At 61.0% G+C, this 14,240-nt stretch carries 16 protein-coding genes; 3 read left to right on the top strand and 13 right to left on the bottom strand.

Annotation, left to right across the window (positions count from 1 at the left end; all coding sequences use genetic code 11):
* Positions 1–69: 69 nt before the first annotated feature.
* Entirely contained in the window at positions 70–549 is a 480-nt protein-coding gene (locus ACR52_RS26190; RefSeq protein WP_048731061.1) for a GNAT family N-acetyltransferase, read from the bottom strand.
* Between the two features lie 189 nt (positions 550–738).
* Here ACR52_RS26190 and ACR52_RS26195 point away from each other — a divergent pair, with 189 nt between their 5' ends.
* Genes ACR52_RS26195 through ACR52_RS26205 form a run of 3 tightly spaced genes read left to right on the top strand, consistent with a single transcriptional unit; the run spans position 739 to position 2,677 of the window.
* On the top strand, positions 739–1,986 hold the full coding sequence (locus tag ACR52_RS26195; RefSeq protein ID WP_048730905.1) for an MFS transporter: 1,248 nt from the start codon (positions 739–741) through the stop codon (positions 1,984–1,986).
* 34 nt (positions 1,987–2,020) lie between these two features.
* A complete protein-coding gene (locus ACR52_RS26200) occupies positions 2,021–2,359 on the top strand; it encodes a hypothetical protein (RefSeq protein ID WP_048730907.1) in 339 nt (112 codons plus the stop codon).
* Positions 2,360–2,410: 51 nt separating this feature from the next.
* Positions 2,411–2,677 carry a hypothetical protein gene (locus tag ACR52_RS26205; RefSeq protein WP_048730909.1) on the top strand — a complete coding sequence of 89 codons (267 nt, stop codon included), beginning with the start codon at positions 2,411–2,413 and terminating at the stop codon, positions 2,675–2,677.
* 65 nt (positions 2,678–2,742) lie between these two features.
* On the opposite strand, the gene ACR52_RS26210 is transcribed toward ACR52_RS26205, so the two are convergent.
* From ACR52_RS26210 to mltG, 12 genes are all read right to left on the bottom strand, one after another.
* Positions 2,743–3,660: a PfkB family carbohydrate kinase gene (locus tag ACR52_RS26210; RefSeq protein ID WP_048730912.1), complete on the bottom strand. Its 918-nt coding sequence runs from the start codon at positions 3,658–3,660 to the stop codon at positions 2,743–2,745.
* The gene (locus tag ACR52_RS26215; protein WP_048730914.1) at positions 3,653–5,119 is read right to left on the bottom strand and encodes a purine-cytosine permease family protein; all 1,467 of its coding nucleotides are present in this window, start codon (positions 5,117–5,119) and stop codon (positions 3,653–3,655) included. Before ACR52_RS26215 ends, ACR52_RS26210 begins: the two co-directional genes overlap by 8 nt.
* 211 nt (positions 5,120–5,330) lie before the next feature.
* Positions 5,331–6,332, bottom strand: coding sequence for an ADP-ribosylglycohydrolase family protein (locus ACR52_RS26220; RefSeq protein WP_048730916.1), 1,002 nt, complete (start codon positions 6,330–6,332; stop codon positions 5,331–5,333).
* The gene (locus ACR52_RS26225) at positions 6,329–7,042 is read right to left on the bottom strand and encodes a GntR family transcriptional regulator (RefSeq protein ID WP_048730917.1); all 714 of its coding nucleotides are present in this window, start codon (positions 7,040–7,042) and stop codon (positions 6,329–6,331) included. The genes ACR52_RS26220 and ACR52_RS26225 overlap by 4 nt, the downstream gene beginning before the upstream one ends.
* A gap of 70 nt (positions 7,043–7,112) precedes the next feature.
* Complete coding sequence (locus ACR52_RS26230; protein ID WP_048730919.1) at positions 7,113–7,673, bottom strand: DUF1285 domain-containing protein; 561 nt, start codon at positions 7,671–7,673, stop codon at positions 7,113–7,115.
* A 29-nt stretch (positions 7,674–7,702) separates the two neighbouring features.
* Positions 7,703–8,308 (bottom strand): DUF4823 domain-containing protein, encoded by a 606-nt coding sequence (locus ACR52_RS26235; RefSeq protein WP_048730921.1) that lies wholly within the window; start codon positions 8,306–8,308, stop codon positions 7,703–7,705.
* Between the two features lie 116 nt (positions 8,309–8,424).
* Complete coding sequence (locus ACR52_RS26240; RefSeq protein ID WP_048730923.1) at positions 8,425–9,393, bottom strand: GTP 3',8-cyclase MoaA; 969 nt, start codon at positions 9,391–9,393, stop codon at positions 8,425–8,427.
* Positions 9,394–9,507: 114 nt separating this feature from the next.
* A complete protein-coding gene (locus ACR52_RS26245) occupies positions 9,508–10,176 on the bottom strand; it encodes a TetR/AcrR family transcriptional regulator (RefSeq protein ID WP_048730925.1) in 669 nt (222 codons plus the stop codon).
* A 447-nt stretch (positions 10,177–10,623) separates the two neighbouring features.
* Positions 10,624–11,409, bottom strand: coding sequence for a TatD family hydrolase (locus tag ACR52_RS26250; RefSeq protein WP_048730927.1), 786 nt, complete (start codon positions 11,407–11,409; stop codon positions 10,624–10,626).
* 63 nt (positions 11,410–11,472) lie between these two features.
* On the bottom strand, positions 11,473–12,462 hold the full coding sequence (locus ACR52_RS26255; protein ID WP_048730929.1) for a DNA polymerase III subunit delta': 990 nt from the start codon (positions 12,460–12,462) through the stop codon (positions 11,473–11,475).
* Positions 12,455–13,087, bottom strand: coding sequence for a dTMP kinase (gene tmk / locus ACR52_RS26260; protein WP_048730931.1), 633 nt, complete (start codon positions 13,085–13,087; stop codon positions 12,455–12,457). Before tmk ends, ACR52_RS26255 begins: the two co-directional genes overlap by 8 nt.
* 19 nt (positions 13,088–13,106) lie before the next feature.
* Positions 13,107–14,240, bottom strand: a complete 1,134-nt coding sequence (mltG, locus tag ACR52_RS26265) for an endolytic transglycosylase MltG (RefSeq protein WP_048730932.1) — start codon at positions 14,238–14,240, stop codon at positions 13,107–13,109.

A 14,240-nucleotide genomic window follows, 5' to 3' on the forward strand; every position in this document is an offset into this window, starting at 1 on the left:
CTCGCCACAGGTACGGTGTTTACCTTTAATTGAATGGCATCAGGCGCTATGGCCGGTTTTTATGAGCAATCAACCTTGAGCAAAATCGCGCAGCGCATCGCCTTCCATGCGATAACGCACCCACTCTTCCTGCGGCTGCGCGCCGATGGATTTGTAGAAGGCAATCGCCGGTTCGTTCCAGTCCAGCACACTCCATTCGAAGCGCCCGCAACCGTTGTCGCAGGCAATCTTCGCCAAATGGCGCAGCAACTTTTTGCCCGCCCCGCCACCGCGTTGTTCCGGGTTGATGTACAGGTCTTCAAGGTACAGGCAGTTACTGCCCAACCATGTGGAATAACTGAAAAAGAACACCGCAAACCCGATCGGCAAGCCGTCCCGCGAACAGATCAACCCATGGGCGGTAGCGCCCTCGCTGAACAGGCTGCGCTCGATATCCACCACGCTTGCGATCACTTCATGGCGGGCCTTCTCAAACTCGGCGAGCTCGGTGATGAACGTCAGGATCTGCGCAGCATCGCTGGGCACGGCGGGGCGAATCTCGATGGTCATGGGCAAGCCTTGGGCAAATTCAAAGCACACATAGTAAGGCGCTTTTATTGCCTGTTGCAGCGCAATTTTGGGGTGACGACCGGATTCATACTCCGTCGAGGACTAATGCAAGCACCACCAACTACGAAACAAACCGCCTGGAAACGCATGGTAAAAAGTAAGTCATCACAACTCTTCCAAGGCTTGCCCATGCACCCCACCCCCTCGGTGAGCGCAAAGACATTCGCCCTTTTCTGTCTTGCCAGCTTCCTATTGTCCCTGTCCTACGGTTCGACGTTTTTGTTGTCGCTGTTGATTCACTCACGCGGTGGCAATGAGCATGATGCGGGCAGCGTGATTTCGACGGCGATGCTCAGTACCTTCGTCGCCGTGGTGCTCTCCGGGCATTTGTCGGATGCGTTGGGCGCCGCGCGGGCCATTGCGGTAACAGGGCTATTGCTGGTGGTGGCGTGCCTGGGCTTCGCCCTGACACCAGGGTTCGGAGAAGGCCTGATGCTGTTCGGGTTGTCACTCGGGTTGGGCTGGGGAGTATTCTACAGCCTTGGCCCTATCATCGTGGCCATGCTAGTGGCCCCCCAACAACGCGCCAAATACTTCGCGTTGCTCTCTGGCAGCATGATGAGCGGCATCGGCGCGGGACCGTTGCTTGGGCGTGCCGCCAGCGCGCTGGATCTGCCCCCGACCACAGCGTTCTACATTGCCGCACTGGCGAGCCTGGCCGGGGTGGTGATGTTCTGGCAGTTGGGCAGGCGGCTCAAACAGCACGCTAATGCGCCGATGTCGAAAATCTCCTGGGCCACCAGCCGCCGTGTGCTGTCCTCTCGAGCGGTATTTGCAATTGTCATGGTCGGCCTGGGGGGCTGCATATTTGGCGGATTGTCCACCTTCCAGACCAGCTATGCGACGGCACATGGGCTGGATTACTCGCTGTTCTTCGCGGGGTTCCTGAGCGCGGCGATTACCAGCCGCCTGTTGATCGCAGGCCTGGTGGTCAAGCGTGATGCGTATAGCGCAGCCTGTGTATTGTCCGGGGTGATGTTGACGTCGATCCTGCTGTTCGCTTTTGGGGTCACCGGCAGTGCCAGCTATCTGTTGGCAGCGGTCATGCTTGGGCTCGGTTACGGCCTGACGTATTCGGTGATCAATGGGCTGGTGGCAAATGAGGCGCCAGCCGGCACCACGTCCCAGGCATTGCTGTTATTCAGCCTTTCGTACTTTGTCGGGGTATTTGGGTTTCCCTGGCTCGCGGGCAAAGTCATCGTCGACTACGGCCTGCCAGCGCTGATGTTGAGCGTGCTGGCTGTCGCTTTATGCAACTGGTTGATCACGTTAGGACGGCTGATCTGGCGTAGGGTCTTGTCACACAAAATCTTACAGGTGACGCGCTACCGCTCGTCGACATCAAGGCACGAACGCGAGAGCGGGGCTGACCAATAGAGGGTAAGGACATTAATCATATGGAGACACCCTCATGAAGAATTCCAAATTTGCTGTTGTCGCCCTCACCGGCCTGCTGTCTGCCGTTTCGATGAGCGCATTTGCCGCGACGTCGTCCACCGGACCGACCGATCCAACGCCTGGAGCCACCACTGAGTCCCAGAAATCCATGGGCACCGGCATGGAAACCAACGGTGGCGCAGTGATCGACAACACCAATGGCGTCGACCCGCACACCAAAGGTCAGGACACCGGTCGCCAAAGCCCACCGGCCGTCGGTAACGGCAAAATGGGCCCGTCGGTGAATGAGCCAAAAATCAACAAAGGCGATGACTCGAACATCCCTGGCGAGCCAAAACAGCCTGCGCCTTGATCCATCGATTGCAAGACGAACACCCGATCATTCCCCAGTGAAGAGGTACGCATGAACGTCGACAAAAACCTTGAGAAAGAAGTCCTCACCCGCCTGTTGCACGCCCACCCCACCGGTCTGGGTAAAGAGGTGCTGGATAACTACCGCGGTGAAAAGGAGGTCGCCAGTGTCTTGGCGTTCCTGCAAGACCGCGGATTTATCAAGGATGGGCATGTGACCACCGACGACGCCGGTGAATACTCGTTAAACCTGCCGATCAAGCTGACCGCGTCCGGTGTGGATGAAGCGCGCAAGCTGGAAGGTGACGCGAGCCAGTAGCCCAAGGCATACCCCAAAACAAGGTAGGAACCGGGCTTGCCCGGTTCCTACAGTTTTATCTGCGTTTATTCAGCCAGTAGCGCGTTGACTTCAGCAGTACCCGGAGAAGTGGCCGGTCCCCAACGCGTTACGGCCAACGCCGCTGCTGCATTCGCTCGACGTGCGGCTTCAGACGGATTCAGGCCGTTGGCCAACCCCGCAATAAACACACCGGCATGGGCATCGCCCGCGCCATTGCTGTCGACGGCCTGCACCTTGAAGCCAGGTACATGCTCGATCTCATCCGCACGCCCCACCCAGCAGCCATTCGGCCCGTCGCGTACAACCAGCAGCGTCTTGGCAGGCAGGTGCTGGTTCAACGCGGACAACGCTGCAGCAATATCCACCGCGCCGGTGAACGCCAGCGCCTCCGGACCATTGCTGGTCCAGATATCGATACGAGGGAGTAACGCCGCCATCAGCGCCGAGTCCGGCGCCTTGACCAGCGGGCCCGGGTCGAACACCACTACGATCTCCCGTGGCAGCGCCAACAGCCAGTCGATCAGCGGCTGTGCCTTGCCCTCAAGGAGCAGGCTGTAGCCACTGACATAGACGTAGTCGTCAGGTTGCGGCGTCAGGTTCGACAAATCCTCGGCACTCAGCGCACCCTCGGCCCCAATATGAGAAATGAACGTGCGCTCGGTAGTCGCTTCTGTCAGCGACACACATAACCCGGTGTCCTTGCCCTCACTGGCCGCCAGCGCCATCTCGACACCCTCGGCCTGCATCGCCGCGCGGGCCAGGTCGCCAAAGCGCCCGTTACCGTGACGACCCAGGTAAACCACCGGCAAGCCGTTGCGCCGCGCGGCGGCCATGACATTGAAGCCGCCGCCGGCTTCGAAACTGGCGGATTTCGCCAGCACGTCGCCGCCGGTTGCAGGCAGGGTATCAAGGGCCATGACCAGGTCGACGATGACCTGGCCGGTGTGCAGCAATCTAGGCATTGGGGCTCTCGACTAAAGCCGGGCGACGGTCAGCCGCGCCACCCAGTACCGCATAAATCCCGCCGGCCACCAGGAAGGTGACGATCCAGCCCAGGCCATTGTGGCCCAGCCAGGAGTCGGACAAAGGCCCGGCGAACCAGATTTTTTCGGCCGTGGTGCCGATGGTGGTAAAGCTGAAGCCCAGCACGATCGCCACGGCCCAGGCGCCAAACGCACGCCATTCAACGCCGCCACGGTACCAGTAGGCGCTGCTCGGGCTGACGTCCAGCAGGTCCTTGGGGCTGTAGTAGTGACGGTGAATCAGGTCGACCACGAAGATTCCGACCCACGCCGTGATCGGCACCGCCAGCAACGAGATGAAGGTGATGAAGGGGCCGTAGAAACTGTCGGCGATCAGCATGAAGTAGATCGAACCGGCAAAGATCGCGACGATATCGACGATCACTGCGTGCACGCGTTTGACCTTCAAACCCAGGGTCAGTGTGGTCAGACCGGCCGAGTACACCGACAGGTTGTTGGAGAGCAGCAGCCCGCCGAACGCGGTGATCAGGTACGGCACGGCCATCCAGGTGGGCAGCATGTCGCGGATCGCGATGATCGGGTCAGTGGCCGACGCCAGGTCGTTGCTGCCCACCGACAGCAGGCCGCCGAGGGTGATCAGCAACACCAGCGGAATCCCTGCACCAAACGCGGCAGACGCCACCAGGCGCACGGCCTTGACGCTGCGGTGCTGGTAGCGCGACATATCGGCGCCGGCGTTGGCCCAACCGATCCCGGTGCCCGCCGCCATGACGCCCACACCGATGATCATCGCGCTCAGCGGCGCTGGGGTGGCGTTGAATACGGCGCTCCAGTCGATGGTGGCGCAGAGGAAGCCGCCCACCACGATGTTCAAGACGCCGAACACGTAGGTCGCCCACTTCTGGATCACCAGCAAGGTGGCGTGGCCCAGGCCGGAAACGGACAGGGTCAGCAGCACGAAGATGGCGATGAATATGAGGGTGAGCACCGGTGCGCTTTTTGCCTCGACCGGAGAACCAAACAGGATCGAGCACAACGACAGCAGCACGAAAGCGGCGGTGGTGGTGTTGACGGTTTCCCAGCCCAGGCGCGACATCAGCGAGACCAGGGTCGGGCCGATATTGCCGCGCACCCCGAAGATGGCGCGGGACAGGGTCAGGCTGGGCGCACGACCGCGTCGGCCGGCGATGGAGATGATACCTACCACCGCGAAGGAACCGGCGGCGCCGAGGATCGCGACAATGATCGCCTGCCAGATGGCCAGGCCGCGAAACGCTACCAGCGTCGCGCCCAGTGGCAAGCCGAGGATGCTGATGTTGGCCGCGAACCACACCCAGAACAGTTGCAGCGGATGGCCGTTGCACTCGCCTTCAGGGACCGGTTCGATACCGCGTGTTTCCAGTTGCCCGGCGCTTTGACCGGAAGAGGTGCTGCTCATGAAGGGTTGCTCCTGATGCCTGTATTGTTGTGGTTGTGGCAGAGAATCAAATTTTAACCGGTCATCCTGACTCGGCGAATCACTGTAGAAGCGAGGCGGGCGGCTAGCCCTTGCTCGAGAAAAATTTGAGGGCGCTGCGCCTCGTCTGGCTTCCCGCGTTATCGTTGACCACTTTCGTGAGCAAGCTCGCCCCTACAGGGGAATCGGGCGCTTATCGCAGTGCGAGCAGCCCTTCGACCAACGGCTGTAATTCAATGCCATTGACCTGTTTGACCTGCTCGATCATCACCTCCGGCCAGCACTGCATGCCCAGGCACGCCCCCAACATGGCGCCGAGAATCGCGGCGATGGTGTCGGTGTCGCCGCCAAGGCTGGCGGCCAGGCACAAGGCTTCGAAGGCATTCATCTCGCCCACCGCCACTTGCTGGGCCAGGGCAAACGACACCACCACCGACTCCTGGGAGGCGACTGAGGTGCCGATCAATTCATAGAGCAGGTCGGCAAACAGGGCCTTGTCGCCGCTGCCCACGCTCAAGGTGCGTGCCCAACTGATGCGCGTGGAAATGCGTCCACCGGCAATCCAGTGACCATGGTTCTCCGCTTGCTGGGCGATCTGTGTGCCGATGTTCAGTGCTTCCCCCAGGTCCACGCCGTTGATGCCAGCCGAGACCACCGCTGCCACCGCCGCCGCGCTGGAAATACCCAGCGTGGTGTTGTGGGTGACCTGGCAGGCCTGGATAACCGCCTGGATAAACTGCGTCGGGTTGCTGACATCGGCCGCGATGCCGACCGGCGTGATGCGCATCGCCGCGCCGTTGGTGGTGCCGTAGCGCCCGGACTCTTCCGGGGTGTGGCCGGCGAGGATCATGTCGATCGCTCGCTTGGTCGACGGGCCGAGCAAATCCTGGGAGCCCTTGGCACGCATCACCGCTTCCCAGTCGATCAGACGCTGGGCGAGCACGGTGGGCGCGATCTTGCCCTGGCCTTCCAGCAACAACTCGCCGACCAGAATCGCCTGCTCGGTGTCATCGGTGATGGAACCGGCGGGCATGTTCGGCGCGATAGGCTGGTCGGCGTCGGCGTCTTCCAGACGGGTGATAGCACCGAAGCGCGCCCGAACTTGTTCGCGGCTCAGGGACTGGGTGGGCATGCCCAAGGCATCGCCCAACGCCAGACCGTAGAAGGCGCCGAGGGCGCGATTGTGCGGGGTCATTTCGAAGCCCCAAACTGCAAATGCAGGCGAAAGTGCAGCGGGTCGAGCAAACTTTCGACGTACTCCATGAAGCGCTCACGACGGTCGTAGGTGGTGCGCGAAGCTTTGAGAAATACCGTGCCGGCGGGGCGGCCGAGCAACTCGGCGTCTTCATCAGTCAACGGTTCAGCGCCGATCCACTGGTCACCTTCGGCACCGACGTAGCCGTAGGCCGCCAGGGTGATGGTCAGGGAGTTGTCGATCAGGCCGACGCGGGGCAGGCTTTCCAGGCTACCGGAGGCGGGCATCAGCGAGCGTTCCAGGGACACGGCGGTGCCATCGGTGGTGCGGCGGCGCCGGTCGAGGGCGATGAACTGGTCGCTGCCGAAGCGGCTGAGCAAGTCCGGGCGGGTCACCGCTTCGAGGCGCAGGATGTCGGTGATCACCAGGGCGCCGGTATCCGCCAGGGCCTGGGCCCAACCGCTGGTTTGGTCAAGCACCATGCCGTCAAACGTGACGATGGAGCCGACACCGCTCTGGGTGGCGATGTAGTTGCGGCGCTTGAGCTCAGCCAGGGCTTCGCGCAGGGTGCCGCGGCTGACCGCGAACTCTACGGCGAGTTGATGCTCTCCCGGCAGCAGGAAACCGTCGGCCATCACCCCTCCCTCGATACGGCGGATGAGCTCGTCGACGACGCGTTTTTTCTTATCAAATCGGACATGTCTAATCATGTACAAATTGATAACCGAAAGCGCCCAATCACAGCAAGCGAATTATTTCAGAGAGATGAAAAAATCGGCCTCAGGGTTCCAGGCCAATACGGAAAAACTCCCCGCCGCTCCAAACGCCGAGCCAGTTTTGACCGTTGATCGGACGGCTCACCGCCAGCTCGACCAATTGGTAGAACACGTTGCGATGGATGAGGGCTTCGAGGTTGGTGCGCACCCTGAGGTAAGGCGCAGGTTCCTGGGTGATGGGGTCGATTACCACCCGCAGCGGATGTTCCAGCCCGGCCTCGATTTGATCGTCGACATTGCTGGTAAATCGCAGAACTTGGCCTTCGCCCTGCCCTTCCACTTCGAGGGTTACCGCGATAAACGGCGCGTCATCGACGATGATCCCGACTTTTTCCACGGGAGTAACCAGGAAATAATCATCGCCGTCGCGGCGGATGATGTTGGAGAACAGCTTGACCATCGGCTTACGCCCGATCGGTGTGCCCTGGTAGTACCAGGTGCCGTCGCGGGCGATGCGCATGTCGATGTTGCCGCAGAAATCCGGGTTCCACAGATGCACCGGCGCCGGCCCCTTGCCCTTGGGCAGTTGAGCCAATAGATCGTTGGCCTTGGCGGAATCGGTCATGGGGCTCTCCCTTTTTTTACCTGCTGGTCTTACTGGTCGCTCATGCCCAGCAGGCTGCGGGCGTACTGCGCCAGGGGGCGAGCAATCAGGTCTTGGGGCGTATTGTCGTGGAACGTCAGTAAACCGCCACGACTGCGAATCCGTGCAGTATCAATCAAATACTGAGTGCTGGTCTCGATCAACATGATCTGGATGACACCGCTGTCGAGGCCGACGCGGTCGAGGGCCTGTTGATCGGTCCACTCATCGGCATTGCCGATACGGTCATCCGCCTTGGCGAAGCGGCAGTACAGGAGATAGTGGGCACCGGCCGCACGGGCTTCGGCCATCGCCTGTTCAAGCCCTTCCGGCTGACGGGCGCGGCGCACCATGGGGAAGTATTCGACGAAACCGTTGAAGGCTTCTTCGGCCACCACGTTTGGTCGCGGGTAAGCGCTGCCCGGCGGCACAAAGGCGCCCTGGGCGATGAAGATAAAGGAATCCGGTTGCACGCGAATAGAGGCCGTACGACGGGTGTCGCTGTGGTCCAGCAACCCGGCGTCGCTCATCTGATAGCGGGTGCCTTCGGCCATATCGCTGACGGTCATGCAACCACTCAGTGCCAATGACGCCAGCAACAAAACCAGACTACGCATCCTAATCCTCCAGAAGCCGGTGACGGAAAACCGGCGAATGGACACGAGATGCAGGTTCTGGGCCATAGGAGCAGCCTCTAGCTGCAAGCTTGCAGCTTCAAGCGTGAGGCTCGGCGTCAGCCGCCGATAATCTTCATGATGGTGGCGCCGCCGGAGAACGCGACTTCCTGTTTGTCGCCCAACGCCTTCACCAACAGGCCTTGCAAGGCCGGCAGCGCCTGGTGACGCGGTTTGTCCAACAGGTCGCCGACATAGTGCCGGTTGCTCGACGACAGGCAGCCATGCAGCCAACCGGTGGAGGACAGCCGCAGCCGCGAACAGGTGCGGCAGAACGGCACGCTTTCATTGGCGATCACGCCAAAGAAGCCCTTGCCTGGAATTTCGTAGCGCACCGCCGTGGCATCGACGGGAGCGTTGGCTTGCAGGTATGCGTGATGTTCGCCGATCAGGCTCAGCAATTGCTGGAGGCTGACGAACTGCTGCAGGAACGCGTTGGAATCCTTGGCGAGGTGGCCCATGCGCATCAGTTCGATAAAACGCAGCTCGTAGCCACGTTCGAGGCAGTAGTCGAGCAACGGCATCACCTGGTCCAGGTTCTGCCCGCGCAACGGCACCATGTTGACCTTGATCTTGATCCCGGCCGCGCGCGCCTGGTCCATACCATCGAGCACGGTGGCCAGGTCGCCGCCACGGGCGATACTGCGGAAGGCATTTGCATCCAGGGTGTCGAGGGAGACGTTGATGCGTCGAATGCCGGCGTCCACCAGCAGCGGCAGTTTGCGCGCCAGCAGTTGGCCGTTGGTGGTCAGGCTGATGTCACTGAGGCCCATCCCACCCACTGCGCCCATAAAGGCTTCCAACTTGGGGCTGACCAGCGGTTCGCCGCCGGTGATGCGCAAGCGGTCGATACCGGCCGCTTCGATCAGGTATTCCACACCACGGGCCATGGCCTCGGCCGAGAGTTCGTCTTGTGCAGCCACCAGCCGCTTGCCGTTAGGCACGCAGTAGGTACATGCGTAATTGCAGGCTGAGGTCAGGCTGATCCGCAAATTGCGAAAACGCCTGCCTTGACGATCAACGATCATGGATCACTCCGGCAGAGGATAATTCGGGCGCTCTAAAAGCTGACTTATAATTCAGCTTTTAGCAAGTTCCTTGCCTGAGTATATTCCTGGGGTATTGCGCCTGGCAGCAAATCATTACGTGGCAGGCGTTTCGGCGGGCGCGGCCTCAACCAGTGCTGGCTCGGTGCTGTGCTTGCGTTTGTTGCCCATGCGTACGCCGATGTCCATCAGGAACTGGAAGAAGCCTTCCTGATCTTCCAGCACATTGCTCCAGAACGGCGAGTGGTACAGCGCCACGGCGCCATGCACCAAGGCCCAGGCGGCGCAGTAATGGAAGTACGGCGGCACGTCTTCGAGTTTGCCTTCGGTGATGCGGCCTTTGATCAGGAGGGTCAGGCGTTCGAAGTTCGAGGCACGGATCTTGTGCAGCTCCTCGACCATTTCCGGCACCTGATGGCCCTTGACCACTTTCTCTTCCAGGCGGTCGAACAGGCGATAGCGCTGCGGGTCACGCATGCGGAACTCAAAGTACGCCCGGGAGAGGGCTTCCTTGTCCTTGTCGACATCCGCCGAATGCAGCAGCTCGTTCAAATCACGCTCGTAGTCGAGCATCAGGCGCAGGTAAATCTCGGCCTTGGATTTGAAGTGCTTGTAGATAGTGCCTTTGCCGATACCCACGGCATCCGCAATCATCTCGACAGTGACGCTGTCTTCACCTTGTTCGAGAAACAACTTGAGTGCGGTGTCGAGAATTTCCTGCTCACGGCGGCGAAACTCACGGACCTTACGGGGTTCTTTGTGCATGAGTAAGAGGTCTGCAGAGGTGAATAGGAGGAGGGTTACGCAGGGCCACGGATACGTGGCGATACGATTTACCCGGTGCGAGGGATTATCCCGACTGAACGGTCGTTGGGCAACGCCTATGTGAACCCGCCATGCACTTTACTTTCAGCGCGCCGACGAATTCATTGATATCGGTCAGAAATAAAACGCATCACCTGGGTGTGTGTATTCGGCAATGAGAACTCAAGCGAAGCGCGCGTATTCCAAATTTGTTTAAAAAACGATCAGATACGGCTGGACTGAATCGGATACTGATCAATACTTCAACTGTCGGCGCGACATCTCCCCCAAGTGACGCGGCGACCTGGGTACCGACGGACTGTGTGCCCTTGTTTTACTCCTAATGGTCTTAGCCCGGATTCCCCCCCCAGAACCCGGGTTTTTTTTGCCTGCGATTTGAGCCCGGGATTACGCGGCGACGTGAGCCAGCGGGAACAGGCGCTTGAAGTTCTCGGTGGTCTGCTCGGCGAAGCGCTCGTAGGACTCCCCCCGAAGCATCGCCAGATAATCCGCTACATCACGCACATACTCCGGCAGGTTCGGCTTGCCGCGATGAGGGATGGGCGCAAGGTACGGCGAGTCGGTTTCCACCAGCAGGCGATCGGCAGGCACTTGCCGCGCCACGTCACGCAGGGCGTCGGCATTGCGGAAGGTGACGATGCCTGACAGGGAAATGTAGAAGCCCAGGTCCAGAGCCGCCCTGGCCATGTCCCAGTCCTCGGTGAAGCAATGCAACACGCCGGCCTGGGGCAATGCGGCTTCGCGCAGCAGGGTCAGGGTGTCGGCACGTGCACCACGGGTGTGGACGATCACCGGCTTGCCGGTCTGCTGGGCGGCTTGCAGGTGCAGGCGAAAGGATGCCTGCTGCAGCTCCGCAGCTTCGGGCTCGTAGTGGTAGTCCAGGCCAGTTTCGCCAATGGCTACCACCCGCGGGTGATTGAGTTCGCCGAGCAGCCAGTCGAGTGCGGGGGCTTCGCCGGGCTTGAGGTCCAGCGGGTGGATACCGACCGAGCAATCCACATCGGCATAACGCTCCGCCAGGGCTTTGACGTCGGCGGCGTTGTCGGCGCTGACGCCGATGCACAGGAAGTGCCCTACCCCGCGCTGGCGTGCCGCTTCAAGCGCAGCGTCGAGGGAGCCGCCGTGCTGGGCAAGGTCGAGACGATCAAGGTGGCAATGGGAATCTACGAGCATAGGAAATTACGACTTAAATCACGGAAAATGTCTGGCCAACGATACACCCGTCGGCCACTGAAATTAACGGCGGCCGAGCAAACCAACCCATTGCACCAACAGCGCTTCAAGCAACAGCACGCGGTTGAGGTTGGCCTTGCCGAGGACCTTCTGGCGTTGCGCGAGTATCCAGTCCTGAATATTCAGCACCTTGTCCTGTGCGCTCTTCTGCGCAAGGTATTGCACGACCTTGCGCATATCCGGCAAGCCCAGGCCATCTTCATCCTGGGTCAACTGGTAGCGCAGGATCAGGCTCGACCAGTCGCAGAACCAGTCGAACAGCAACAGTAAGGGGATGTCCTTCCAGGCGCTTTCAGCCAACTGAGTAGCGGATAGCTCCTGCTTCAGCAGTTTTTTCACGCCATCCACCACCAGCGCGCGTTGCTCGCGTACGCCCTGAGCTTGCAGCTTCACCGCTGCCAAGGGTGAACCGGCAGCGAGGGTCAGCAGCTCGACGCGCTCGTCCGCGCTGCAATCGGGCAACGCCTGCGCCAGCCACTGCAGGCTCATCGCTTCGCTCGGCAAAGGGCATGCCTGCTGCACACAGCGGCTGCGTATGGTCGGCAACAAGCGGCTGGACTGGTGGCTCACCAACAACAGCACCGTGTCGCCGGAGGGTTCTTCCAGGCTCTTGAGCAAGGCGTTGGCAGCGTTGATGTTCATCGCCTCCACCGGCTCGATCAGCACCACCTTGCGCCCGCCCATTTGCGCGGTTTGCACCACGAAGCTGACGAGGTCACGCACCTGGTCGACCTTGATCGCCTTGTCCGCTTCCTCGGGTTCCAGCAAGTAATTGTCCGGATGACTGCCGGCCTTGAGTAGCATGCAGGATTTGCACACCCCACAGGCTTCCAGATTGACCGGCTGCTTGCACAACAGGCTGGCCATCAAGCGCTCTGCGAGGTGACGCTTGCCGATGCCAATCGGTCCATGCAGCAGATAGGCATGGGCGTGCTGGGCACGGCCGGCCAGTTGCTGCCAAAGACTGTCCTGCCACGGGTAGGCTTCAGCCACGGGCGCGCTCCAGCAGTTGCGGCAACAGAGCATCGATGGCCTGCTGCACCTGGACCAACGGCTGGGCCGCGTCCAGCAGGTAATAACGCGCTGGTTCAGCTTTGGCACGCGTGAGGAACGCAGTGCGTACAGCGTCGAAGAACGCCTGGCCTTCCAGCTCGAAACGGTCCAGGCGGCCACGCGCGCTCGCGCGGGCCAGGCCGACTTCCACCGGCAGGTCGAACACCAGGGTCAGATCGGGGCGCAGATCGCCCTGCACGAAGGTTTCCAGAGTGGCAATGCGCTCCAGAGACAAGCCCCGGCCACCGCCTTGGTAGGCGTAGGTGGAATCGGTAAAGCGGTCACAGATCACCACGGCGCCGCGCGCCAGGGCCGGGCGAATCACTTCGGCCAAATGCTGGGCACGGGCGGCAAACACCAGCAGCAACTCGGTGTCCGGGTTCATCTGTTCTTCACCTGGGGCCAGCAACACCTCGCGGATGCGCTCGGCCAACGGCGTACCGCCAGGCTCGCGGGTCAACACCACCTCGATGCCCTCGACGCGCAAGCGCTCGGCCAGGTAATCGCGGTTGGTGCTTTTGCCGGCGCCTTCCGGGCCTTCCAGGGTAATAAACAAGCCAGTCACAGGCAGTCCTTAGTCAGAGTCATTGCGGGCTTTGCGGTGCGGCCGTGTCCGGCGCAGGCTCGGCCGGAACTTCAGTCGGTGCCTCGGCAGGTGGCGCCGCGTCTTCCAGCGGTTTCACCACTGGCGCCGGGCTGGAACGGTAATCGGCGCGACGCTTGATCTGATACTCACGCACCGCGGCATTATGCGCATCCAGGTTATCCGAGAAAATATGGCTGCCATCGCCACGCGCGACAAAATACAAGCTGCTGCCCGGCACCGGATTGAGCGCCGCGTGGATCGCCTCGCGACCGACCATCGCAATCGGCGTCGGCGGCAGGCCGGAAATCATGTAGGTGTTATAGGGGTTGGCTTCCTTCAGGTGGGCACGGGTCAACTTACCGTTGTAGCGCTCACCCAGGCCGTAGATCACCGTCGGGTCGGTCTGCAGCAGCATGCCGATTTTCATGCGCCGCACAAACACCCCGGCGATCTGCCCGCGCTCTTCCGGCACACCGGTCTCTTTCTCGACCAAGGAGGCCATGATCAGCGCTTGATAAGGCTCGGTGTACGGCACATCGGCGGCGCGCTTGCTCCACTCCTGGGCAAGTACGTCGTCCAGGCGGTTGTAGGCTTTTTTCAGGAATTCGACATCGGTCATGCCGCGCACGAAGCGGTAGGTATCGGGAAAGAACCGCCCTTCCGGAAACACGTCAGGGTGGCCGAGTTTCTCCATCACTTCGCTGTCACTCAGGCCCGAGAGGCTTTGCACGATCTTTTCATGCTTGGCCAGCGCCGAGCGCACCTGACGAAAATTCCAGCCTTCCACCAGGGTCAGGCTGTACTGCACCACTTCGCCACGCTGCCACACGCCAATCAGACCTTGTGCGGTCATGCCTGGGGTCATGCGGTATTCGCCACTGTGAAGTGGCTGGCCCTCAAGGTTGAAGCGCCAGTACAGGCGCAGCCAGAAGGCGCCGTCGAGCACACCATCAGCTTCCAGGCGATTGAAGGTGCCCGTCGGAGTCGCTCCGGCCGGCACATCGAGCAACTGCTCCTGGGTCAGATTCAAGGGCTGCTTCAAGGCAGAATCGAGCTTCCAGGCAGAAAAGCCCAACAGCAAAGCCGCCGAGAACAGACCGACCAGCAGCAGTACAAGCAATTTTCGTATCAA

The organism is Pseudomonas fildesensis (genome assembly GCF_001050345.1).
GTDB lineage: Bacteria > Pseudomonadota > Gammaproteobacteria > Pseudomonadales > Pseudomonadaceae > Aquipseudomonas > Aquipseudomonas fildesensis.

Excerpts from the sequence above, each read along its gene's own strand:
- ACR52_RS26245 (WP_048730925.1), bottom strand. The coding sequence starts at position 10,176 with ATGCACAAAGAACCCCGTAAGGTCCGTGAGTTTCGCCGCCGTGAGCAG.
- ACR52_RS26230 (WP_048730919.1), bottom strand. The coding sequence starts at position 7,673 with ATGACCGATTCCGCCAAGGCCAACGATCTATTGGCTCAACTGCCCAAG.
- ACR52_RS26220 (WP_048730916.1), bottom strand. The coding sequence starts at position 6,332 with ATGACCCCGCACAATCGCGCCCTCGGCGCCTTCTACGGTCTGGCGTTG.
- ACR52_RS26250 (WP_048730927.1), bottom strand. The coding sequence starts at position 11,409 with ATGCTCGTAGATTCCCATTGCCACCTTGATCGTCTCGACCTTGCCCAG.
- ACR52_RS26200 (WP_048730907.1), top strand. The coding sequence starts at position 2,021 with ATGAAGAATTCCAAATTTGCTGTTGTCGCCCTCACCGGCCTGCTGTCT.
- ACR52_RS26190 (WP_048731061.1), bottom strand. The coding sequence starts at position 549 with ATGACCATCGAGATTCGCCCCGCCGTGCCCAGCGATGCTGCGCAGATC.
- ACR52_RS26215 (WP_048730914.1), bottom strand. The coding sequence starts at position 5,119 with ATGAGCAGCACCTCTTCCGGTCAAAGCGCCGGGCAACTGGAAACACGC.
- ACR52_RS26205 (WP_048730909.1), top strand. The coding sequence starts at position 2,411 with ATGAACGTCGACAAAAACCTTGAGAAAGAAGTCCTCACCCGCCTGTTG.
- ACR52_RS26235 (WP_048730921.1), bottom strand. The coding sequence starts at position 8,308 with ATGCGTAGTCTGGTTTTGTTGCTGGCGTCATTGGCACTGAGTGGTTGC.
- ACR52_RS26225 (WP_048730917.1), bottom strand. The coding sequence starts at position 7,042 with ATGATTAGACATGTCCGATTTGATAAGAAAAAACGCGTCGTCGACGAG.
- ACR52_RS26210 (WP_048730912.1), bottom strand. The coding sequence starts at position 3,660 with ATGCCTAGATTGCTGCACACCGGCCAGGTCATCGTCGACCTGGTCATG.
- ACR52_RS26195 (WP_048730905.1), top strand. The coding sequence starts at position 739 with ATGCACCCCACCCCCTCGGTGAGCGCAAAGACATTCGCCCTTTTCTGT.
- ACR52_RS26240 (WP_048730923.1), bottom strand. The coding sequence starts at position 9,393 with ATGATCGTTGATCGTCAAGGCAGGCGTTTTCGCAATTTGCGGATCAGC.